Raw genomic sequence first — 21137 nt, forward strand, 5'->3', positions numbered from 1 at the left:
AAAAATATATCTTATGCTAGCACCGCGAGACGGAAACGCCAAGATGTTTTTCAGCCAGTTCCATGGCGCAGAAGTCCCCGCACATGCTGCAGGCTTTACCTTTGGTTTTAAAGCGGTCACGTGTAAACCTGGCATGTTCCGGGTCAAGTGAAAGATTAAGCTGACTTTCCCAGTCTAATTTCTTACGGGCAATGGCCATCTGCCGGTCACGTTCTGCTGCCCCGTTTACCCCCTTTACAATATCAGCGGCATGGGCGGCAATGCGTGAGGCAATCACACCGTCTCTTACGTCGGTAACATCCGGCAGAGACAGGTGCTCAGCTGGGGTAACGTAACACAGGAAATCAGCACCGGCAGCTGCTGCAATTGCCCCGCCGATAGCTCCGGTAATATGGTCATAGCCGGGGGCAATATCGGTCACCAGCGGGCCAAGCACATAAAAGGGGGCGTCTTCACAGACGGATTTCTGCAGGTGTATATTGGCCTCTATCTGGTTCAAAGGCACATGCCCGGGACCCTCCACCATTACCTGCACTTCGGCGTCTCTGGCTCTTTTTACCAGTTCACCCAGCACCAGCAGTTCAGCTACCTGGGCGCGGTCTGTTGCATCTGCAATACAGCCGGGGCGCAGCCCGTCTCCCAGGCTCAAAGTAACATCATATTCGCGGCAGATATCCAGCAGGCGGTCAAAATATTCATAAAGCGGGTTTTCTGCCTGGTGGAATACCATCCAGCCGGCGGTAAAAGTACCCCCGCGGGAAACTATATCGGTAAGCCTGCCTTGCCCTTTGAATGTATCTATGACCTGGCGGGTAACCCCGCAGTGTACAGTTACAAAATCAACCCCCTCTTTGGCCTGGGATTCTATTGCACCAAACAGATCGTCAGATGTCATCTTTACCATAGCACCGTAACGGTCTTTAGCTTCCACAGCTGCCTGATAGACAGGCACAGTCCCCAGCGGAAGGCAGGTATTTTTCAGTATAGCCTGGCGGACTGAATTTATCTTGGGGCCGGTGGAGAGGTCCATTATGGTATCGGCACCTGCCATTTCGGCCATTTTCAGTTTTTCAATTTCACTTGCCACCGAACCAAAGTCTGTGGAAGTGCCGATATTGGCATTTACCTTGGTGGAAAGTCCCTTGCCTATACCGCACAGCTTCAGATTGTTATGGAGTTTGTTGGCAGGTATTACAATATTACCGTCAGCTACGCCTTGGCAGATAAACTCCGGCGGTAGTCCTTCAATCTTGGCTACGGCTTCCATTTCGGGAGTGATAATGCCTCTTCGGGCTTGCTTGAGTTGGGTCATGATTTTCCCCTGAAAATAAATTAACCAAGGCAAAGCGTTAACTTTAGACCCTGGTCTCAAAGTTCGCTTCCCTACGCTCGTATTATCGAGGTCAGGTTTTAGGGTTGGCTATGTGCCTCTCAGCCTTGAGCACCCCTAGCGAGTTTATGTAAATAAATGATAACACGATTAATTTGTTAAATGCAAAAATAGAGCCTGAAATTTGCCTTTATGATATATTACTATGCATGAATGAATTTATTTGCGGGTTGTCATCTTTGGGCATCACTTTGAGTTTTGTCCAGTTTGAGCAGTTTGAAACGTACTACCATGAACTGGTGGACTATAATAGCCGGGTTAATTTGACGGCTATTACAGAATATAAAGATGTCCAGGTAAAACACTTTTTAGATTCTGTTTCACTAGTATTGGCCGGAATCAAGGGTGACGAAAAAATTTTGGATGTGGGCAGCGGAGCCGGTTTTCCCGGTCTGCCACTAAAGATACTTTTTTCTGATATACAGCTTGGTTTACTGGAAGCTACTCAGAAAAAGGCCCGTTTTTTAAGTGAAATTACTGCCAAACTGGGTTTAACCGGTGTTGAAATAATATCCCAAAGGGCAGAAGATGCGGCTCAAAACCCCCTCTATCGCCAGAAATACACTCTGGTTACATCAAGGGCAGTGGCAGATATGGCAACTTTGGCTGAGCTGACTCTGCCGTTTTGTGCTCTAGGCGGGCGGGTTATTGCCCCTAAAAAAGGTGACATTGAAGAAGAGATGGATAGGGCTAATACCGCTGTTAAAAAGATGGGCGGGCGGGTGTTTGAAGTGATAAAGATTGCATTGCCGGGCCTTGAAGATGGCCGCAAACTGGTGGTGCTGGAAAAAATTTCAAACACCCCGGCTTTGTATCCCCGCCGTGCGGGAATACCGGCTAAAACCCCCTTGATTTAGCTTGTTTGGGGTATAATATAAATAGTAAAATGTAAACGGATAATTCATGGCAAAAACTCTCAAAGGGAGACTGGGGAAAAACCGGTTCTCAAAAAATATCTATCTAGATGATGCCCCAAAGGGGTGTAAAGCGGATAGATACCAATATACTTATCTACCGTACGGTTGGTAAAAAGATTACGGAGGCAGATATGCCTGAACTTTTAACTGATGACCTTAATGCTTTGCTGGAGGTATTGCCTCCCAATATACGCCAGCCGCTTACAAACCCTGCCAACAGAGAAAATCTGATAGAGATTGTTATGGATTTGGGCCGTAACCCCGAGGCCCGTTTTCCTGACCGTGAAATTATACTGTCTAATCGGGATGTCACCCAGAAAGATATAGATTATGTTTCCTCCCGCATAGGTGATTTCGGTGATGACAACCGGGCAGGTATTGAACGTACTTTACATCGTATTTCCGCTATACGTAACCGCAAAGGCAAAATAGTAGGCCTAACACTTCGGGTAGGACGGGCGGTTTTTGGTACTATCAAAATTATTCAGGACCTTATCCAGTCAGGACAGAGCGTGCTTATGCTGGGGCGGCCGGGTGTAGGCAAAACCACCATGCTAAGGGAAGTAGCCAGAGTGTTGGCGGGTGATCTTAAAAAACGGGTGGTTATAGTGGATACTTCCAATGAAATTGCAGGTGATGGGGATATCCCCCACCCCGCAATTGGCCATGCCCGCCGCATGCAGGTTCGCACGCCTGATATGCAGCACGCTGTTATGATAGAGGCAGTTGAAAACCATATGCCGCAGGTGATTGTAATAGATGAAATAGGCACGGAACTGGAAGCCCTGGCCGCCCGCACCATTGCTGAGCGGGGTGTCCAGCTGGTAGGTACAGCTCACGGCAATGTGCTGGATAACCTGATGCTTAATCCCACCTTAAGTGACCTTATCGGCGGTATACAGTCTGTTACTCTGGGTGATGAAGAAGCCCGCAGACGGGGCACTCAGAAAACTATACTGGAACGGCGCGCCCCGCCCACTTTTCAGGTGATTGTGGAAATACAGGAGCGCAATAAAGTGGCTGTCCACCCGGATGTGGGTGCGGCGGTAGACTCTATTTTACGGGGTGTGTCCCCTTCGTCTGAAATCCGCTACCTTGATGAAAATGGCGAAGTTGTTATCAGCAAGCAGCAGCCCAGCGAAGAAAAAGTTAAAGCGGCCGCCGAGAGTTTGCCTTTGCCAAAGGGCAAGGAACTGCCGGTTATGTATCTTTTCGGGGTGAACCGCAGCCGTATGGAAGAAATTGCCCGGGAAATGCATCTGGATATCAAGCTGGCCGAACGCCCGGAACAGGCACAGCTGATGGTTACTTCGCGGAATTATTACCGCCGCAAACCCCAAAGAGTGCGTGATGCCGAAAATATGAATATACCTATATATGTATTAAAGAGCCATACGCCGGGTCAGTTCCACCAGCTTCTGGCTACCCTTAGCGGCAGGGATGTGGCTTTTACAGCGGATAAGCCGCCTGAAATAGATTTAGCTATACATGAAGCCGAAGAAGCAATAGCCCAGGTTAAGAGTTCCCATATACCGGTAGAGCTTAGCCCGCAGGGTGCTTATATAAGGCGCTTTCAGCACATAATAGCTGAAAAAGAGCATCTTTCTTCCCATAGTTTGGGCAAAGAGCCGCACCGCCGGGTAAGAATATCAAGGGGTTAAAATATGTCTTTGTTTATAACATTTGAGGGCGGCGAAGGCTGCGGCAAAAGCACCCAGTCCAAAGCCTTGTACAGGTATCTGAAAAAACTGGGGCTGGGGTGTGTGCTTACTCACGAACCCGGCGGTACCCGCTCAGGTGATAAAATAACCCGTTTGCTGAAGTGGTCTAAAGAAGAAAACATTTCCCCGCTTACGGAATTGCTTCTTTTCAATGCCTCGCGGTCTATCCTTATAGACAATGTGATTAAACCGGCCTTGCAGGACGGCAATATAGTTATATGTGACCGTTATACAGATTCCACCTTGGCATACCAGTGGTACGGGCGGGGGCTTGAGCTGGATACGGTAAAATGTATAAACAATCTGGCAAGCGGTGGTCTGGTACCTGATTTAACCATCTGGCTGGATATGGATGACAAAGCCGCTCTCCTTCGCAAAGGAAAGTTGCCGCCTGACCGCTTTGAAAGTGAAAATAACGGCTTCCACCAAAGGGTTCGTGACGGTTTCGGGGTTATTGCCGCTGCCGAACCAAACAGGTTTCTGAAACTGGATGCTTCACTGCCCCAGTCAGAGCTTGCCAGATGTATCAGGCAAAGGGTTAACGTTCTTTTGAAGCTGCCGCAATGAATGATAATCCTGGACTGATAATGGTAGCTATGAGCGGCGGGGTGGATTCCTCGGTTGCGGCCATGCTCCTGCTTGAACAGGGATACGATGTAGCCGGGGTCAGCCTGCAACTCAAGTCCAATAATGAACCTTACGGCAACGGCTATAACCTGAAACTTATTAACCGGGCGCGTGAAGTGGCGGCCGCTCTGAATATCCCCCATTATGTGGTTGATTTGAGTGATATTTTTTCCCAAAGGGTTATTGCAGATTTCTGCCAGCAGTATTCGCAGGGGCGTACTCCGAACCCCTGTATTCGTTGTAATTATTATGTAAAGATAGGCGCTTTGCTTGATAAAATACCTGATTTCAATGCCGGTTATTTAGCTACCGGACATTATGCCCGTGTCCTTTCAGATGGAAACGGCACTCACCTTCTAAAAGGGGCCGATGAGAAAAAAGACCAGTCATATTTTTTATACACCCTGCCGCCCGAATCACTGTCCCGTCTTATGTTCCCACTTGGCAAAAGGTACAAAAAGGATATTATCCGTTTAGCGGCTAAGATGAAACTGCCCGTTTCCCAAAAGGAAAGCCAGGACGTGTGCTTTATACCTGACGGTGATTACAAGTCTTTTCTGTCCACCCGTATGGGATTTACCCCCGGCAAAATTCTGGATAAAACCGGCAAAATACTGGGCGAACATCAGGGACTACCTCTTTATACCATAGGTCAGAGACAGGGACTGGGCTTGGCTTCAAATGAAAAGCTTTTTGTATCTGATATGAACCCGGAGGCCAATACCATTACGGTTGCCAGCCATGACCAGCTTTACACCAGCCGCATATTGCTGAGCAACTTCATCTGGCGGGAAAGCAGTATTTCCATAGATACCCCTGGTATGATAGTCAAAGTCCGCTACAAAGCCGCACCTGCTGAGGTGAAAAAGATATCCCAAACAGGTGATTTTCATTTACTCGAACTGGCAACCCCTGTTTGGGCAGCTACCCCTGGTCAGGCAGCCGTTATTTATCTGGGTGATACGGTACTTGGCGGGGGTATTATTGAACACGGCGGGGATGCCGCCTGATATGCCTGCCGCTATCTGCCCCGGTTGGGCTGAGGAAAAACAGCTCTGGAAGCAGGGTTTTTCATCAATTGCCGGTTTAGACGAAGCCGGCAGAGGATGTCTGGCCGGACCAGTGGTAGCCGGAGCGGTCATCATGCCGCCCCGGCTAAAGGGCGAATGGGTGGCTATGGTGCGTGACAGCAAGGTGCTTACCCCCGAAAAACGCGAATACCTTTACTGCCATATTGTTTCCATGGCAATAAGTTTCGGGGTGGGTGTAGTGGATAACACCCAGATTGACTGTCTGGGGATTGCCCCCGCTACCAGACTTGCCATGAAACAGGCGGTGGAACATTTGGATTGTCGGCCTGATTATTTGCTGGTGGATTACCTGAAACTGCCGGATATTCCCCTGCCCCAAAAGGGCATTGTGGACGGCGATGCCCTTTGCTTCAGTATTGCCTGTGCTTCCATTATTGCCAAGGTCAGCCGTGACCGGCTGATGTGCGAGCTTGATGCTACCTATCCCGGGTACCACCTTGCCAAACACAAGGGTTACGGTACTGCGCTTCATATGGAGTGCATTTCCCAAAAAGGTATCTCCCCCATCCACCGCCGCACTTTTGCCCCTTTAAAGAGTATGTTTGATGTCATATAAGCGTAAAGCAACAGGTAAACTGGGTGAGGAACTGGCAGCAGAGTACCTGATAACTTTGGGCTATCGCATTATCCAGACCAACTGCCGCCTGCCTGAGGGTGAAATTGATATAGTGGGGCAGGATGGTGAGTGTCTGGCATTTATTGAGGTGCGTACCAAACGCCGCTTGGAATACGGTTTGCCTGCTGAATCTGTTACCCTGCGTAAAAAAGCCCATCTTATTGCCAGTGCCGAAAGCTATATGCAAAAATACCATCTGGAACACCTGCCCTGCCGGATAGACTTCGTTTCAGTAGACCTCAGCCAGCCTGAACCTAAACTGGAACTGATTAAAAATGCACTGGGCGAAGAATGAAGACGACAGATATGGGTTTATGTTAAAATCTTGCCGTGGATAATCTTGAAAAACTGTGGCGGATAGTTGATGTTAACCAGAACCGCTTAAGTGAAGGGTTGCGGGTACTGGAAGAGATTGCCCGTTTATACCTTGAAGATGAAAAGCTTAATTCACGTTTCAAAAACCTGCGTCACTCACTTACTTTGCAGGATATTGCTTCCAATTCCCGTCTGTTATTTTCCCGCCAGGCTGATACTGATATCGGCGCTCAGTTAGAAACAGCTGACCAGTCCGAACCTGAAACCTTATTTTCGCTTGTAAGTGCCAATGCCAAGCGGGCAGAACAATCCCTGCGGGTTTTGGAAGAGTTTGCCGGTTTACCTGAGACGGGTCTTGATGCCGCTCTCTACAGCCGCGGGCGTTTTGAACTTTATACCCTTGAAAAAGACCTGGCGGCCAGGCTTTTGCATAAAAACCGCCGGGATATGATAAAGGGGTTGTATGTGGCTATAGATGCAGATTATCTGGCCGGGCGGGATATACCCGCAGTTACCAGAGAAGTGCTTGAGGGCGGTTGCCGCCTTATCCAGCTTAGGGCTAAAACGGCCTCTACCCGAAAGTTTCTGGCACTGGCCGTAAGCTTGAAGGAAATTTGCCTTGCATACGGTGCGCTTTTTATTGTAAATGACCGCATGGATATTGCCCTGGCCTGCGGTGCGGATGGGCTTCATCTGGGGCAGATAGATATGCCGCTTTCGCAAGCCCGCCATTTTATGCCGCCGGATAGCATTATAGGTATTTCTACGGATACGCCCGAACAAGCTGTTTCAGCTCAAAATGAAGGGGCTGACTATGTGGCGGCCGGGGCGGTTTTCCCCACCCAAACTAAACAAGATGTCCTTTTCGGCGGCCTTTCAGGTTTACAGGCCATTCACCAAGTGGTAAAAATACCTCTGGTGGCTATTGGCGGCATAAACAAGTCGAATTTTTATGAAGCCATGCAGGCAGGTGCGGGCAGTCTCTGCCTGATAAGTGCGGTCTTAGGTGCGCCTGATATTAAAAAGGCTACTTCAGAATTTATAACCCTTATGGAGGCAGCAAAAATTGACTAGCATCAGTCTCAAAATGGAACAGATATCTGACAGCATACGGGAAAACTTTAAAACCCGTGATGCCGCCCGTGAAAAATCCCTGCCTGTCAGCCGGGAAGCTATCCGCTACTGCAGTCTGGCTATCAGGGCGGTTCACCGCCAGGAACTGGCACAGGCAAGGGAAATGCTGGTTTTGGCCAAAGCTCTTATTAAGGAGGCCGGGCAGGCTATAGACGCATGCGGGGAGTTGTCCAACACCGCGTTTTTCCTTGATGCCCAAAAAGAATACGCCGAAGCCAATACCGTACTGGCTCTGGTGGATGGCAAGGATATGCCCTCACCACAGGAACTGGAAGTGGACAATGCCGCCTATTTAAATGGTATTGGCGAAGCGGCAGGTGAACTGAGGCGTTATATACTGGATGGCCTGAGAAAGGGCGAAGATACCCGTGGCGAAGAGCTGCTTCAGGCTATGGATGATATCTACGAAGTATTGGTTACCATGGATTTCCCGGATGCCATTACCGGCGGGCTTCGCCGGACTACAGATATGGTTCGGGGTGTACTGGAACGCACCCGAAGTGATTTAACGTTATATATACAGCAAAAGGGGCTTGAGCAAAAGCTGGAAGATTTCCAGTCAAAATTGACCCGGAAAGGGGAGTAATTTAGTGTCTATCTGGATTGCATTGGTTGTCGGTTTAGCGGGTCTGGCGGTTGCCGGGCTGCTGGCCAGATTTGTCCTACGGCAAGATGAGGGCACACCTAAGGTAAGGGAAATTGCATCTGCCATTAGGGAAGGTGCAATGGCCTTTATTACCCGTGAATACACGGTGATGGCTATCTTCGTAGCAGTAGTGACTGTCATACTGGCATTTTTGCCCTCACTGGGTTGGCCGGTATCGGTTTCGTTCCTGTTTGGTGCGTTATGCTCGGGGCTTGCGGGTTTTATAGGTATGAGTATAGCCGTCAAGGCTAACTCACGCACTACTACCGCTGCCAGCCACAGCCTTAATCAGGGATTGAAGCTTTCCTTCAGAGCCGGTTCGGTTATGGGTATGTGTGTGGTTGGCATAGGCATTATCGGCCTTTCAATAATGTACTTTGCCTTTGGCAGTGACGTGGACTTCATTAAGATTTTGCCTGGATACGGTTTTGGTGCTTCCTCTGTAGCTATCTTTGCCAGGGTGGGCGGCGGTATTTTTACCAAGGCGGCTGATACTGGTGCGGATATTGTGGGCAAGGTAGAAAAAGGTATCCCCGAAGATGACCCCCGCAATGCAGCGGTAGTGGCAGACTTTGTGGGTGATAATGTGGGTGATGTGGCCGGTATGGGGGCTGACCTTTTTGAATCTTATGTAGATTCCATTATAGCCACCATGGCCTTGGCTACTGTTGGTGCCTTCTCAATGAAACTGGGCTATTCGCTTGTCCCGTCTGAGGAAGCGGCTTTCTTCCTGCCCATGCTGGTTGCGGCCGGGGGTATACTGGCCTCGGTTATAGGTATCTTTTTAGTACGTACCGGGGAAAAACTCCAGATGAAGGCCCTGCTGGCAGCTTTACGCAAGGGTACTCTGGCAGCCGCCTTTTTATCGGCGGTATTCTCTTTCCTGGCTGTCTGGTATCTTCAAGCAGATTTGGGTCTCTTTGTTGCCATTCTGGCCGGTCTGGTGGCGGGTGTGCTTATCGGTGAAAGCACCAACTACTTTACTTCTTACGTCTATAAACCTACTTTGGGTATAGCGGCATCTTGCCAGACGGGCGCGGCTACCAATATTATCTCAGGTTTCTCAGTAGGTCTTTTGAGTGTAGTACCGCCTATCGTTTTGGTGGTAGCGGCTATTGTGATTTCCTATGCTTTCGGTGATGTTTATGGCGTGGCCCTAGCGGGCGTGGGTATGCTGGCTACTCTGGGTATACAAGATGCCACTGATGCTTACGGTCCGGTAGCGGATAATGCTGGCGGTATTGCCGAAATGTCAGGTTTATCCAAGGAAGTACGCGAGCGGACGGATGCGCTTGATTCTCTGGGCAATACCACTGCCGCTATAGGCAAAGGGTTTGCCATAGGTTCTGCCGGGCTTACTTCACTGGCTCTTTTGCTTTCTTACACCCAGGCGGTTGGTATAACCGCTTCGCAGGTAAGCCTGCTGGATGTTAAGGTGCTGGCCGGGCTTTTGTTGGGTGTTATGATGCCGGCTGTTTTCTGTTCACTTACTTTAAAAGCGGTGGGTGTGACCAGTTTTTCCATTGTGAACGAAGTGCGGCGTCAGTTTAAAGAGATTGCCGGCATAATGGACGGCACTGCCAAGCCCGAATACGGCAAATGTGTAGATATCTGCACCCGTGACTCCATTAAGCAGATGATTTTACCCGGTATTATCACGGTAGTTTCAACGGTAATAGTCGGCTGGCTGCTGGGTTCGGTTGCCGTGGTGGGTTTCCTGGCCGGTATCATACTGTGCGGGTTTATACTGGCAGTCACTTTTGCCAATGCCGGCGGTGCCTGGGACAACGCCAAGAAATGGGTTGAAACCGGGGCTTACGGCGGCAAAGGTTCGGATGCCCATAAAGCGGCAGTGGTGGGTGATACGGTGGGAGACCCCATGAAGGATACCGCCGGACCGTCACTTAATATTATGATTAAGCTGGTTGCCATTATTGCCTTGGTTATGGCACCTATACTGGCTAATTTTAGCGGTATAATTTAAGGCTATATAAAGCTAAATAAACGGGTTGCCGGCCTTTTCTTTGCCAATGGTTGTTTCCCGGCCGTGTCCAGGGAAGACAAGGGTTTCAGGGGGAAGGCTGAGCAGCCTGTTTATTATATTCTGCCGCAAGGCTTCGGTATCACTTTCCTCAAAATCTGACCGCCCTATGCCGGAGTTAAAAAGGGTATCCCCGCTGAACAAATAACCCGGCGTGTACAAACAGATACCGCCTGGTGTATGTCCAGGTGTAGAAATAACCGAAAACCTGGTTTTGCCCAGTTCCAGCGTACTGCCTTCATCAAGCGGAATATCCGGCACAAGGTTTGGCAGCGCGGGCATTCCCAGGTAACTTACCAGCTCAATATTTTCACTTAAGCTGGCATCCGAAAGGTTAAAACAAAGTTTGGCTTCGGGGTAAAGTTTCCGGACATATTCCAGCCCTGCCAGGTGGTCAAGATGCCCATGGGTAAGTACGATATATTTTACATTCAGCCGGTATTCGGTCACTGTGTCGGGTATGGAGCTTGATATAGCAGCCGGGTCTATGATAAGCCCCTCACGGCTTTCTTCATCACCCAGTATATAGCAGTTTGTGCCCAGTAAACCTAAACGGAGTTTGCGGTTAAGCATGTTTGTATAAGCCTCAAGGATAATATTTTGGCACATTCTAGCACTAAAGCTGGTATCCGCCAAAATATTTTTGACTTATTTGCCCAAAGCTGATAACTTTTTATTCATGAGTATAGATAATCAACCGAATATGCCTGCCGCTTCATTCAGCTTCCGTCCGGCTTATTTCATGGCACCACTGGTGGTGCTGGTTATATCGCTTATCCTTACTGCTATTTATTATGGCCGTTTGCCGGTAGAGGTAGCGTACCGTTTCAGTATTGACGGCGCACCGGTTACCTATATAAATGCTGGGCTGATAACCGGCATGCTGGTTGGAGTGCAGGTTTTAGTGGTACTTTTGGCTTTTGGCTTGGCGTTTTTCCTGCCGCGGCTCAGCTTTTTTAAAACCAACCAGACGGATTTCTGGGTGAAACCGGGAACTTTGCTTGGCTTTATGGGCAATATCATGGCTGTGCCCCAGCTGATACTGGCATATGCTTTGCTAGACGTATTTGTTTATAATGTTAATCAAACTCACCTGTTGCCCCTGTGGCTGTTTGCCATTATCCTTATTGTTATAGCGGCCATTGTTATAGGGATTTTTGCCATTCCGGTATTTGTCAGGGCTTATAAAACTTTTAACGGCCCGAGTGCAAGCAAAAAGGAGTAATTGACCTTGTCTGAAAATGTTTCTCAGCCTGTTTCCATGGATAAAATAGTTTCTCTGGCCCGCCGCCGGGGCTTTATATTTCCCAGCAGTGAAATCTATGGCGGCCTGAATAGTTGCTGGGACTACGGCCCGCTGGGCGTAGAGCTGAAACGCAATGTTAAAGAAGCCTGGTGGCGGTATATGGTACGTGACCGGGATGACGTGGTGGGTTTGGATGCCAGTATCATCATGCATCCCCGCGTTTGGGAAGCCAGCGGTCATGTGGCCGGGTTTTCCGACCCCATGGTGGATTGCAAAAATTGCAAAATGCGCTGGCGTCCCACAGACCTTGCCGAACCCAAATGCCCGGCCTGCGGCGGTGAGCTTACCGAATCCCGCCAGTTTAACCTCATGTTTAAAACCTTTATGGGTCCGGTTGAAGAGGCGGCCAATATTGTCTACCTGCGGCCGGAAACCGCTCAGGGCATATTTGTAAATTTTGAAAACGTTTTAAATACCACCCGCAAAAAGCTGCCCTTCGGTATTGCCCAGATAGGTAAATCGTTCCGCAACGAAATTACTACCGGTAACTTTATTTTCCGCTCACGCGAGTTTGAGCAGATGGAATTGGAGTATTTTGTAAAACCGGGTGCGGATGATGCCTGCTTGGAGGAATGGACTCAGTACCGCCTGAATTGGTATAAAAATTTGGGTATGAATCCTGAAAACCTTAGGCTTCGGGCTCACCGCTCTGACGAACTGGCCCATTATGCCAAGGGTTGTTATGACGTGGAATACAATTTCCCCATGGGCTGGAGTGAGCTTGAAGGTATAGCCAACAGGCGTGATTTTGACCTTACCCAGCACTCCAAATACAGCGGCAAGGCACTGGAGTATTTTGATGAAGAAACCAAAGAACACTTTATACCTTATGTAATAGAACCCTCAGCCGGGGTTGAACGCTCTACTCTGGCTTTCCTGATTGATGCTTATGCCGAAGAACCAGACAAGGACGAAATACGGACTGTTTTGCACCTGCACCCGGCACTTGCCCCGTACAAGATAGCTGTATTGCCTCTTTCCAAAAAAGAAATACTGTCTGATTATGCCCGCAAGATTTATGCTGACCTTAGAAAATGCTGGATGGTAGCTTACGATGACTCACAGAGTATCGGCCGCCGTTACCGCCGTCAGGACGAAATAGGTACACCCTACTGCGTTACGGTGGATTTCCAGTCTCTGGAAGACGGCATGGTAACCATACGTGACAGGGACAGCATGGACCAAATACGGGTAAAAGTATCCGAACTTAGCTGCATTCTGGCTGCCAAACTTTCGGGTGAGCCGTTTAACAGCTGATTTGGAGGCGAAATTGAAAATCCTCCACTTTGCAGACCTTCATATAGGGGTGGAGAATTATGGCCGTTTTGACAGTGCAACCGGGCTTTCATCCCGGTTGGCTGATTTTTTAGCTGCCTTTGACTGTTTGGTGGCTTATGCCATTGAGAACAAAGTGGATTTGGTGGTTTTCAGCGGTGATGCTTACAAAAGCCGTGACCCTTCCCAGACCCAGCAGCGGGAGTTCGCCCGCCGGATAAGTACCCTGGCAAATAGTGGCATACAGGTGTTTCTGCTGGTGGGAAACCATGACCTGCCGAATGCCACCGGCAGGGCTACCACAACCGAAATATTTGATACGCTTAATATTGCCAATGTGCATGTTTCCGCCAAGGCGGAAGTGCGGCTGATAAATACCCACAGCGGCCCTATTCAGGTAGCTTCCCTGCCATGGTTACGCCGTTCTTCTGTTCTTTCGGTATCAAACCAGAAAGAAGAAAAAAGCCTGAGCATTGAGGAACTGAACCGGAGAGTAGAACATTATCTAGCCGGTATTATAGAAAATCTGGCAGGCCAGCTTGATAAAAATATCCCCGCCATCCTTTCCGCCCATCTTTCGGTCAATACCGCCAAACTCGGCTCCGAGCGGAATATCTCAATAGGTCACGAGCCTACAGTTATGTTAAGTAATATCACCAATCCTGCTTTTGATTATATTGCCCTGGGGCATATCCATAAGCAGCAGGTATTGTCTTCTTCACCTCCGGTAGTATACCCAGGCAGTCTGGAAAGGCTGGATTTCGGTGAGGAAAAAGATGATAAAGGTTTTTATCTGGTAGAAATAGATCCCCTCAGCCGCAAAACTGAATTTGAGTTTATAAAACTGGAAGGCCGCCGTTTTCTGACTATAGAGCATACTGTGACGACAGACAGCCTTGACCCGACTCAGGAAGTAATAAATATATTACAATCACGTCAGCAGGAAATAAAAGATGCAATAGTCCGCCTGAAGCTGGAGCTGCCGGCAGAGATTGGCGGGCAACTGTGGGATAATGATATACGGGAAGCTTTGCGTGAGGCTCACAATTTTACTGTTTCCAAAAATTTCACCCGCTCAAGCCGCCAAAGAGAGGGCGGTTTCAAAGCGGAGGGACTTGACCCTGTTCAGGCTTTGGAACATTATCTGGATGCCAGGCAGACTTCGGCACAGGAGAAAAAGACCCTGCTGGAATATGGGCGCAAGCTGTATGCTTCACTGGATAACAAGCTTACAAAGGTTTAATACCCATTTAAAGGAATTTTAATGTCATATAATGCATCTTCAGGTACTCCGCTGGTGAAAGTTTTAGTGGAAGCCAGGCTTGGTTCACGCCGCAAAATGGCGGAGGCTATTAAACAAGGTCTGGTTACCCTGAACGGACAGAAAGCGGAATCTTACTCCCAGCCGGTAAATACCCAGAAGGACAAGATAACCTTTGGGGGCAAACCTGTTGAACTTAGTCGTATCCGCCGCATATACCTTATGTTAAATAAACCGCCTGAAATAGTCTCTACCACCATTGATGAACTGGGTCGTAAAACTGTGATGGATTTGATCCCCCGCCGTTATGAGGGGGCAGGGCTTTTTCCTGTGGGCAGGCTGGACGAGGCTACTACAGGACTGCTATTGCTTACCAATGACGGTGAACTGACTAACCGCCTTACCCACCCCAGCTATCAAATAGAAAAAGAATATCTGATATCCATTGATGCCGCACTTACCCAGGCAGATAAAGAAAGTCTGGAAAAAGGCATGCTGCTGGATGACGGGCTGACCTCACCTGCCCGCTTAAGCCGGGTTACAGATGAACCGCCGTATAACTACAAACTGATAATACACGAAGGTAAAAAACGGATAGTAAGGCGTATGTTTGCCCATTTGGGATACCAGATAAAGGCTCTGAAGCGCAGCCGTATAGCCACACTGCGTTTGGGCAAACTGGAAGAGGGTAAAACCCGTGAGCTTACTCCGGGAGAAATAGCCGCCTTAAAGCGCATTACCCGCCTTAAATAAGGGGTTTACGCCGCATGGTCATGCTGGGCGGAGGCAAGTTTTCAGGGCGGAGATTTAAGTTTTGGCGGCGCATCTGCCAGTCTTTAAATACCTTTAACCCTTGTTCATCATCCAGTACATTCCAATACCGATAGTAATCTGATACGTAAAACTTGGGCATAAACCCGTCAGCTACGGTAATTACTTCGTCGGCTGCCTTTTCCACCAGTTTACGGGCAGTAGCTGAAGCAGCGGGTACGGCGGCAACTATTCTGGCCGGTTTTTTACGCCTTACAGATTCTATTGCCGCCAGCATGGTATAACCTGAGGCAAGTCCGTCATCAATGATAATAGCTGTCCGCCCGTTCAGTATGGAAAGTGTGCGGTGTCCCCTGTACAGCAGGCTTCTCTGCTGGACTTCAGCCCTTACTTTGTTGACCGTATAATGTATTTGCTGTTCGGTCATCTTTAGGTAATTTACCACTTCGTGGTTAAGCATCACCGCTCCGTCATCTGCCACTGCCCCGAAGCCTCCTTCCGGCCTTAACGGTATGGGCAGTTTACGGGAAATAATCATATCCATATCGGCATCCAGTGCCAAAGCCACCTGGGTAGCAATGGGTATACCGCCGTTAGGGATAGCCAGCACTATGGCAGATTTGTCCTTGTATTGGGTCAGTTTTTCAGCCAGCTGCCTGCCTGCATCAAATCTGTTTTCAAATATGGGCGATACCAGTGGTCTGTGCATCATGTCTCCTGCGGAATAAGTTTAAAAGCGTTTACATCTACCAGCCCCAAATCAGTCAGGCGCAGTTCGGGTATAACAGGCAGTGCCATAAATGATAAAGTGGCAAAGGGGGCGCTTAATTTACAGCCCAGTCCGGCTACCTGTTTATTTATTTCTTCCAGTGCGTCTACCACTTTTTCAAGCGGCTGGGTGGAAAGCAGCCCGGCTACCGGCAATGGCACCGAAGCACTTACCTTACCGTTCACCACCAGGGCAATGCCTCCGTTTAGCCTTTCCAGTTCCTTTACGGCAGTGTATATATCGGCATCATTTGTGCCTACGGCTACTACATTATGCGAATCATGGGCGACAGATGAAGCTATAGCCCCTTTTGTAATTCCAAACCCCTTTATCAGTCCCCGTCCTATATTGCCGCTTTGGCAGTGTCTTTCCAATACCACTATTTTTAGCAAATCCTGTTCAATATCTGGCGTGATAACCCCGTTTTCAGCGGGTATTTTCAGATTTAACCTGCGGGTTACAATCTGCCCGGGTATTACCTCTATGACAGGCATTTGCGTACTGCTGCCTTTAAGCGCCAGGTCTTTCATGTCAAAAGGTTTTATGTTCATACTGCTCAGGAGTGATTTGGGGACGTGGCTTTGGGATTTAAATAACGCCTGCCCCTTTTCCGCTACCAGTTCACCTGTGTGAAAGACCATATCTATATCCAGCTGATTTAGGTTTTGGCAGACTATCATATTGGCCAGATATCCGGGTGCAATTGCCCCGTGACCCTGCAGGCAGAAGTATTCGGCGGTGTTTATACTGGCCAGCTGGATAGCCCTTACGGGGTCAAGTCCCAGCTTTATGGCTTTGCGCACTACTGCGTCAATATCCCCGTCCCTTTGCAAATCAGCACAGCTTCGGTCATCTACCACAAAAATACAGCGCTTATAAGTTTTATCAGTTACCAGCGGCAGAAGCTCTGTCAGGTTTTTCTCCGAAGAACCTTCGCGTATCATTATGTACATGCCGCGGGCCAGTTTTTCTTTGGCTTCGTCAAGGTGGATACACTCATGGTCAGAGTGTATACCGGCGGAAATATAGGCATTTAAATCCTTGCCCGAAAGACCCGGAGCGTGGCCGTCCAGCACTTTACCCGAAGCGGCTTTAATCTTGTCAAGTACCGAAGGGACACCGAACAGTACCCCGGGAAAATTCATCATTTCTCCCAGTCCGGTTACGTTTGGAAGACACAGCAGCTCCGTCACATCTTTAGAGTTTATTTCAGCTCCGGCAGTTTCCAGATGGGTGGCAGGTACGCAGGAAGGGACTTGTAAAAAAATGTTTAAAGGTAAATCGGCTGAAGCACTCAAGACATAATCAATGCCCTCTTTGCCGCAGACATTACTTATCTCGTGCAGGTCGGTTATCAGGGCGGAAGTACCATGGGCAACTACTGCTCTGGCGTATTGGGAAATATCCAGCATGGAGCTTTCCACATGGGTATGCCCGTTGATAAGTCCGGGGAGAAGATATGCCCCTTTAAGGTCAATCACCCGGTTACCCAGTGTGTAGTTCCCTACACCGGCTATTTGGCCGCCAAACACAGCTACATTTGCCGGTTCTATTTCAGCGTTAAATACGTTTACTACTTTGGCATTTAAAAGCACCAAATCGGCTTTGGCTTCCCCTCTGGCAACTTTTATCAGCTGACTAAGGTTTGTCTGCATCCGGTTGTTCCTCCAGAGCAAATATTTCAGGTAACTGGCGGTGGCATTCGCCCCTGTCCAGTCCGTAACCTACCAGAAATTTATCAGCTACTTCGCAGCCCAGATAGTCTATTTCTACCGGGCAGATTCTGCGGCTGGGTTTACTGAGCAGGGCACACAGCTTTACCGAGTTTGCTTTACGCCTTTTCAGATACTTTAAAAGGTAAGAAATAGTTAACCCCGAATCAACAATATCTTCCACTACCAGTACGTCTTTGCCGGTAATATCCCGCTTCAGGGGGCGGGTCAGGCGTAATTTGCCGCTGCTTTGGGTATTTTGACCGTAACTGGCCAGCCCTACAAATTCCAGTTCAACAGGCATATTAAGGCGGCGTATCAGGTCAGCCATAAAAATAAATGACCCCTTTAGCACGCCTATGACTATCAGTGGTTTATCCTTGTAGCTGCGGTTGATTTCAGCGGCCAAACGTTCAAGATAAACTTCAATATCAGCCTTGGAAATAAAAAGCGAAAGATTCATCCTGTTCATCATCTGGTTGTGATTATAGCCTGCAAATCTCCACCTGTCTAGAAAGCAGGTTATTATTACTTGTATCAGGTGTTTATTATTTAGATCTAACCTTGTGGGGCAAAATACGTTATAGGAAAAGATGACTTGGATTGTTTTAGGGAGGTGTTTAAGGAGTAATTATCCGGGGCAGCGGGATTTCCAAACTTTAGTTCTGTAAATATAAACTGTAAAGCTAAATGGTATGCTTCGGGGAAAAAGAGTGTTATAATTTGCCAACTAAAATTGATAGATAACGAGGATTTTATGAAGTGTCTTAATTGTTCCCGTGATTTTGATGATAATCTGGTAGAATCCGGTTTGCTGTTTTGCCCTTTCTGCGGGGTCGGCCAGCCAAGAGGTTCCCAAAATCCTGACATAAACAATATGACTTTTTGCAGCTGCGGCCAGGGTATCGTGGGAAAAGTGAACTATTGCCCCGGCTGCGGGCAGATGTTAAACCCTGACGCCCCTCCGCTTGAGCACAGCGGCCGTCTTTACAAGAATACGCCCCGTCGTGAATCGTCTGACAAATTGCCGCCGGCGGTTCAGCCAACCTCTGAAGATAACGAATATGAAAATGATGAAGAGTTTGAGTCTGCCGATAAACCACGGGCTTATCGGGATGAGGAAGAGACGCCTCTTCCTGCAAGACATGGAAGACAAGCCTATCCCTATTATGACCAGTATGAAGAACGGCCTCGCAGCCGCATGTCCCGCCGTTATTCTGCAAATGATGATTACTTTGAAGATGAAGAACCTCGCTACCGCAATCCCCGCCGCCCTGCCAGAGCCTACCGCGAAGAACGCAGTTACCGCCCTAACCGTCGGAATGATGTAATGCCGTTATTGGTGGTGCTTTTGATTGCCGGTGTAGGCGTACTGGGTTATGGCATTTATCTTCTGATTCAAAATTTTATCGGCAGTTAACCCATCTTCCTTAATCTAGCCTTAATATTGCTGCTGTATAGTTAGTGCACGTGCAGTCTTGATTATGCCTTTTCACTGCAGACAGAGAAAGGAAACAGATGGTTATTCAAGTGCAAAATCTGGTAAAAGTCTACGGCCCTATACGGGCAGTAGATGGTATCAGTTTTGAGGTCAAAAAAGGTGAAGTCTTCGGTATGCTGGGTCCGAACGGTGCCGGTAAGACTACCACAACCGAAATTATTGAAGGTTTGCGTGATGCCGATTCCGGCAATATCACTGTGATGGGTATGGATGTACGCAAACAACGTGAACAGATTAAACAGCTTATCGGCATCCAGCTTCAGGCTCCGGCTCTTTTGCCGCTGTTAAATGTAGAAGAAATATTAAAACTTTTCACCTCTTTCTACCGTAATTCTCTGCCGGTTGATAAACTATTGGAAATGGTAGCGCTGACCGAAAGCCGCAAGGTACTTTCTAAGAATCTCTCCGGCGGTCAGCAGCAGCGCTTATCGGTAGCTATGGCTATGGTCAATAACCCGGAGATTACCTTTCTGGACGAACCCACCACCGGGCTTGACCCTCAGGCCAGACGGGGTTTGTGGTCGGTTATTGAAGAGCTGCGCGCACAGGGTAAAACAGTCTTCCTCACCACCCATTATATGGACGAAGCAGAACGGCTTTGTGACCGGATTGCGGTAGTAGACCATGGCAAGATTATTGCTTTGGATACACCTAAAAAACTTATCTCAGGCAACTTTAAAGAAAGCGCCATTGAGTTTGAAATGGAACCTGTGCCCTCCGGTGAACTTCTGGGGTCTTTTCCGTGTGTGACCAGTGCTTCGGTAGAAGGTTTTGAGGTGATTTTATATTCGGCTGATGTCCCGAAAACTATGGGCGCCATACTGGATTATGCGGAGAAAAACAAGGGCAATACCGAACTGCGTAATCTGCATGTCCGCCAGGCCACCCTGGAAGACGTATTCTTGAAACTGACCGGCAGGAAGATAAGAGAATGAACTCATTTTTAAATATGCTAAATGCCAATTTCAAGCAATTTCTCCGGGACAAGACTGCTTTGTTTTTTACCCTGGCTTTCCCGGTACTCTTTATCATTATGTTCGGGTTGGTTTTCAGCGGTACAGACAAGATTAATTATGATGTTGCCCTGGTAAACGAAGACGATTCGCAGATAAGTCAGGGTATAGTTCAGGCTTTCAGTCAGGTAAGCATATTTTCAGTCCAAGATAACCCGCGGGATGAAAGTCTGCAGCTTCTTGCAGACGGTAAACTCAAGGCGGTTATAATATTGCCTGAGGGTTTGGGGCAGGCGGCTCTGTCCGGGCAAACTACCGATGTGCAGGTCTATTATGATGGTTCTCAAACCAGCGTAAATCAGATTGTTTTGCCGGTGGTCAAGGAGATACTTCAGAGTATAAACCGTGAGATAACCCAGACTCCTGTTTTGTTTCAGATAACCGAAGAGACTATCCAAACCAAAGATATGAGCATGATGAGTTTCTTTATCCCCGGTGTGCTGGCCATGTCTATCATGTTCCTGGGAATTTATTCGGCTATGCCGCTTATTCAGCAGCGGGAAAAGAAGATTTTGAAACGGTTGGGTGCTTCCCCTATTTCTCGCTCCACTATTATATTCAGCCAGGTGGTGCTCAGGCTGGGGCTGGCTGTGCTTCAGACCGTTATCATTATAGTCATCGGGCAGCTTATGTTCGGCGTTGAGATTTTAGGCAACTGGTGGCTGCTGTTAGGGCTGGTGATGCTGGGAACGCTGTCATTTATCAGTTTGGGGTTTCTGGTCGCTTCACTGGCCAAGACCGAAGAGGGTGCTATGCCCATTGTGCAGCTTATTCAGTTCCCCATGATGTTCCTTTCCGGCATTTTCTTTCCGCTGGAATATATGCCGGATTTCATGCGCCCGGTGGTAAATGCTTTACCGCTGACCTATTTGGGTGATGCCTTTAGACAGGTAATGGTAGATGGAGCTCCCGCTTTCCCGCTGGGGGTTGATTTGCTGGTAGTCACAGGCTGGCTGGTAGTCTGTATGGCTATCTCAGTCCGCTTTTTCCGCTGGGAATGACCAGTTTTTGCGAATAATAAAACTAAAGGC

21 protein-coding genes and 1 riboswitch are annotated in these 21137 nt (G+C 48.4%); of the genes, 16 read left to right on the forward strand and 5 right to left on the reverse strand.

Annotated features, from left to right (window positions below; genetic code table 11):
* Window positions 1–16: 16 nt before the first annotated feature.
* On the reverse strand, window positions 17–1312 hold the full coding sequence (thiC, locus tag ASJ33_RS03840; RefSeq protein WP_041330840.1) for a phosphomethylpyrimidine synthase ThiC: 1296 nt from the start codon (window positions 1310–1312) through the stop codon (window positions 17–19).
* Window positions 1313–1363: 51 nt separating this feature from the next.
* A riboswitch (TPP riboswitch) is annotated at window positions 1364–1459 on the reverse strand.
* An 80-nt stretch (window positions 1460–1539) separates the two neighbouring features.
* Between thiC and rsmG the strand changes: the two genes are divergently transcribed.
* From rsmG to ASJ33_RS03885, 9 genes are all read left to right on the forward strand, one after another.
* Entirely contained in the window at window positions 1540–2247 is a 708-nt protein-coding gene (gene rsmG, locus ASJ33_RS03845; RefSeq protein ID WP_041330841.1) for a 16S rRNA (guanine(527)-N(7))-methyltransferase RsmG, read from the forward strand.
* A 191-nt stretch (window positions 2248–2438) separates the two neighbouring features.
* A complete protein-coding gene (locus ASJ33_RS03850) occupies window positions 2439–3968 on the forward strand; it encodes a R3H domain-containing nucleic acid-binding protein (RefSeq protein WP_041331718.1) in 1530 nt (509 codons plus the stop codon).
* A 3-nt stretch (window positions 3969–3971) separates the two neighbouring features.
* The gene (gene tmk, locus ASJ33_RS03855) at window positions 3972–4595 is read left to right on the forward strand and encodes a dTMP kinase (RefSeq protein WP_041330843.1); all 624 of its coding nucleotides are present in this window, start codon (window positions 3972–3974) and stop codon (window positions 4593–4595) included.
* Window positions 4592–5665, forward strand: coding sequence for a tRNA 2-thiouridine(34) synthase MnmA (mnmA, locus tag ASJ33_RS03860; RefSeq protein WP_023652222.1), 1074 nt, complete (start codon window positions 4592–4594; stop codon window positions 5663–5665). Before tmk ends, mnmA begins: the two co-directional genes overlap by 4 nt.
* A 1-nt stretch (window position 5666) precedes the next feature.
* Window positions 5667–6302, forward strand: a complete 636-nt coding sequence (locus ASJ33_RS03865; RefSeq protein WP_041331719.1) for a ribonuclease HII — start codon at window positions 5667–5669, stop codon at window positions 6300–6302.
* Window positions 6292–6657 carry a YraN family protein gene (locus tag ASJ33_RS03870; RefSeq protein ID WP_023652224.1) on the forward strand — a complete coding sequence of 122 codons (366 nt, stop codon included), beginning with the start codon at window positions 6292–6294 and terminating at the stop codon, window positions 6655–6657. Before ASJ33_RS03865 ends, ASJ33_RS03870 begins: the two co-directional genes overlap by 11 nt.
* Window positions 6658–6692: 35 nt before the next feature.
* Complete coding sequence (locus tag ASJ33_RS03875; RefSeq protein WP_023652225.1) at window positions 6693–7751, forward strand: thiamine phosphate synthase; 1059 nt, start codon at window positions 6693–6695, stop codon at window positions 7749–7751.
* Window positions 7744–8397, forward strand: coding sequence for a haloacid dehalogenase (locus tag ASJ33_RS03880; protein ID WP_041330845.1), 654 nt, complete (start codon window positions 7744–7746; stop codon window positions 8395–8397). Before ASJ33_RS03875 ends, ASJ33_RS03880 begins: the two co-directional genes overlap by 8 nt.
* Before the next feature lie 4 nt (window positions 8398–8401).
* Complete coding sequence (locus ASJ33_RS03885; RefSeq protein WP_041330847.1) at window positions 8402–10441, forward strand: sodium-translocating pyrophosphatase; 2040 nt, start codon at window positions 8402–8404, stop codon at window positions 10439–10441.
* Between the two features lie 12 nt (window positions 10442–10453).
* Here ASJ33_RS03885 and ASJ33_RS03890 read toward each other — a convergent pair whose 3' ends face one another.
* Complete coding sequence (locus ASJ33_RS03890; RefSeq protein ID WP_236886636.1) at window positions 10454–11134, reverse strand: MBL fold metallo-hydrolase; 681 nt, start codon at window positions 11132–11134, stop codon at window positions 10454–10456.
* A gap of 43 nt (window positions 11135–11177) precedes the next feature.
* Between ASJ33_RS03890 and ASJ33_RS03895 the strand changes: the two genes are divergently transcribed.
* From ASJ33_RS03895 to ASJ33_RS03910, 4 genes are read left to right on the forward strand one after another with little or no spacing between them, the layout of a single operon-like run.
* Window positions 11178–11723 carry a hypothetical protein gene (locus ASJ33_RS03895; protein ID WP_048893983.1) on the forward strand — a complete coding sequence of 182 codons (546 nt, stop codon included), beginning with the start codon at window positions 11178–11180 and terminating at the stop codon, window positions 11721–11723.
* A gap of 36 nt (window positions 11724–11759) precedes the next feature.
* Entirely contained in the window at window positions 11760–13061 is a 1302-nt protein-coding gene (locus ASJ33_RS03900) for a glycine--tRNA ligase (RefSeq protein ID WP_010936520.1), read from the forward strand.
* A gap of 13 nt (window positions 13062–13074) precedes the next feature.
* Window positions 13075–14322, forward strand: coding sequence for a metallophosphoesterase family protein (locus ASJ33_RS03905; protein ID WP_041330848.1), 1248 nt, complete (start codon window positions 13075–13077; stop codon window positions 14320–14322).
* Between the two features lie 21 nt (window positions 14323–14343).
* The gene (locus ASJ33_RS03910) at window positions 14344–15093 is read left to right on the forward strand and encodes a pseudouridine synthase (protein WP_023652232.1); all 750 of its coding nucleotides are present in this window, start codon (window positions 14344–14346) and stop codon (window positions 15091–15093) included.
* On the opposite strand, the gene ASJ33_RS03915 is transcribed toward ASJ33_RS03910, so the two are convergent.
* From ASJ33_RS03915 to hpt, 3 genes are read right to left on the reverse strand one after another with little or no spacing between them, the layout of a single operon-like run.
* The gene (locus ASJ33_RS03915) at window positions 15086–15820 is read right to left on the reverse strand and encodes a phosphoribosyltransferase (protein ID WP_010936523.1); all 735 of its coding nucleotides are present in this window, start codon (window positions 15818–15820) and stop codon (window positions 15086–15088) included. The two genes, ASJ33_RS03910 and ASJ33_RS03915, sit on opposite strands and share 8 nt — an antisense overlap.
* Window positions 15820–17535 carry an adenine deaminase gene (gene ade / locus ASJ33_RS03920; RefSeq protein ID WP_041330849.1) on the reverse strand — a complete coding sequence of 572 codons (1716 nt, stop codon included), beginning with the start codon at window positions 17533–17535 and terminating at the stop codon, window positions 15820–15822. The genes ASJ33_RS03915 and ade overlap by 1 nt, the downstream gene beginning before the upstream one ends.
* Window positions 17519–18067: a hypoxanthine phosphoribosyltransferase gene (gene hpt, locus ASJ33_RS03925; protein ID WP_041330850.1), complete on the reverse strand. Its 549-nt coding sequence runs from the start codon at window positions 18065–18067 to the stop codon at window positions 17519–17521. The genes ade and hpt overlap by 17 nt, the downstream gene beginning before the upstream one ends.
* A 282-nt stretch (window positions 18068–18349) precedes the next feature.
* On the opposite strand from hpt, the gene ASJ33_RS03930 reads away from it, so the two are divergent.
* The 3 genes from ASJ33_RS03930 to ASJ33_RS03940 all read left to right on the forward strand — a co-directional run bounded on the left by ASJ33_RS03930 (window position 18350) and on the right by ASJ33_RS03940 (window position 21107).
* Complete coding sequence (locus ASJ33_RS03930; protein ID WP_041331724.1) at window positions 18350–19012, forward strand: hypothetical protein; 663 nt, start codon at window positions 18350–18352, stop codon at window positions 19010–19012.
* A 98-nt stretch (window positions 19013–19110) separates the two neighbouring features.
* Complete coding sequence (locus ASJ33_RS03935) at window positions 19111–20028, forward strand: ABC transporter ATP-binding protein (protein WP_041330851.1); 918 nt, start codon at window positions 19111–19113, stop codon at window positions 20026–20028.
* The gene (locus ASJ33_RS03940) at window positions 20025–21107 is read left to right on the forward strand and encodes an ABC transporter permease (RefSeq protein WP_041330854.1); all 1083 of its coding nucleotides are present in this window, start codon (window positions 20025–20027) and stop codon (window positions 21105–21107) included. Before ASJ33_RS03935 ends, ASJ33_RS03940 begins: the two co-directional genes overlap by 4 nt.
* Window positions 21108–21137 lie beyond the last annotated feature (30 nt).

The sequence above is a fragment of the Dehalococcoides mccartyi genome, from assembly GCF_001889305.1.
GTDB classification, from domain to species: domain Bacteria; phylum Chloroflexota; class Dehalococcoidia; order Dehalococcoidales; family Dehalococcoidaceae; genus Dehalococcoides; species Dehalococcoides mccartyi_A.

What these genes read in the sequence shown, in the direction of transcription:
- mnmA (WP_023652222.1), top strand. Translation starts at nt 4,592, where the DNA reads ATGAATGATAATCCTGGACTGATAATGGTAGCTATGAGCGGCGGGGTG.
- ASJ33_RS03870 (WP_023652224.1), top strand. Translation starts at nt 6,292, where the DNA reads ATGTCATATAAGCGTAAAGCAACAGGTAAACTGGGTGAGGAACTGGCA.
- thiC (WP_041330840.1), bottom strand. Translation starts at nt 1,312, where the DNA reads ATGACCCAACTCAAGCAAGCCCGAAGAGGCATTATCACTCCCGAAATG.
- ASJ33_RS03865 (WP_041331719.1), top strand. Translation starts at nt 5,667, where the DNA reads ATGCCTGCCGCTATCTGCCCCGGTTGGGCTGAGGAAAAACAGCTCTGG.
- ASJ33_RS03935 (WP_041330851.1), top strand. Translation starts at nt 19,111, where the DNA reads ATGGTTATTCAAGTGCAAAATCTGGTAAAAGTCTACGGCCCTATACGG.
- ASJ33_RS03895 (WP_048893983.1), top strand. Translation starts at nt 11,178, where the DNA reads ATGAGTATAGATAATCAACCGAATATGCCTGCCGCTTCATTCAGCTTC.
- ASJ33_RS03850 (WP_041331718.1), top strand. Translation starts at nt 2,439, where the DNA reads ATGCCTGAACTTTTAACTGATGACCTTAATGCTTTGCTGGAGGTATTG.
- ASJ33_RS03940 (WP_041330854.1), top strand. Translation starts at nt 20,025, where the DNA reads ATGAACTCATTTTTAAATATGCTAAATGCCAATTTCAAGCAATTTCTC.
- ade (WP_041330849.1), bottom strand. Translation starts at nt 17,535, where the DNA reads ATGCAGACAAACCTTAGTCAGCTGATAAAAGTTGCCAGAGGGGAAGCC.
- ASJ33_RS03910 (WP_023652232.1), top strand. Translation starts at nt 14,344, where the DNA reads ATGTCATATAATGCATCTTCAGGTACTCCGCTGGTGAAAGTTTTAGTG.
- ASJ33_RS03930 (WP_041331724.1), top strand. Translation starts at nt 18,350, where the DNA reads ATGAAGTGTCTTAATTGTTCCCGTGATTTTGATGATAATCTGGTAGAA.
- hpt (WP_041330850.1), bottom strand. Translation starts at nt 18,067, where the DNA reads ATGATGAACAGGATGAATCTTTCGCTTTTTATTTCCAAGGCTGATATT.
- ASJ33_RS03915 (WP_010936523.1), bottom strand. Translation starts at nt 15,820, where the DNA reads ATGCACAGACCACTGGTATCGCCCATATTTGAAAACAGATTTGATGCA.
- ASJ33_RS03900 (WP_010936520.1), top strand. Translation starts at nt 11,760, where the DNA reads ATGGATAAAATAGTTTCTCTGGCCCGCCGCCGGGGCTTTATATTTCCC.
- tmk (WP_041330843.1), top strand. Translation starts at nt 3,972, where the DNA reads ATGTCTTTGTTTATAACATTTGAGGGCGGCGAAGGCTGCGGCAAAAGC.
- rsmG (WP_041330841.1), top strand. Translation starts at nt 1,540, where the DNA reads ATGAATGAATTTATTTGCGGGTTGTCATCTTTGGGCATCACTTTGAGT.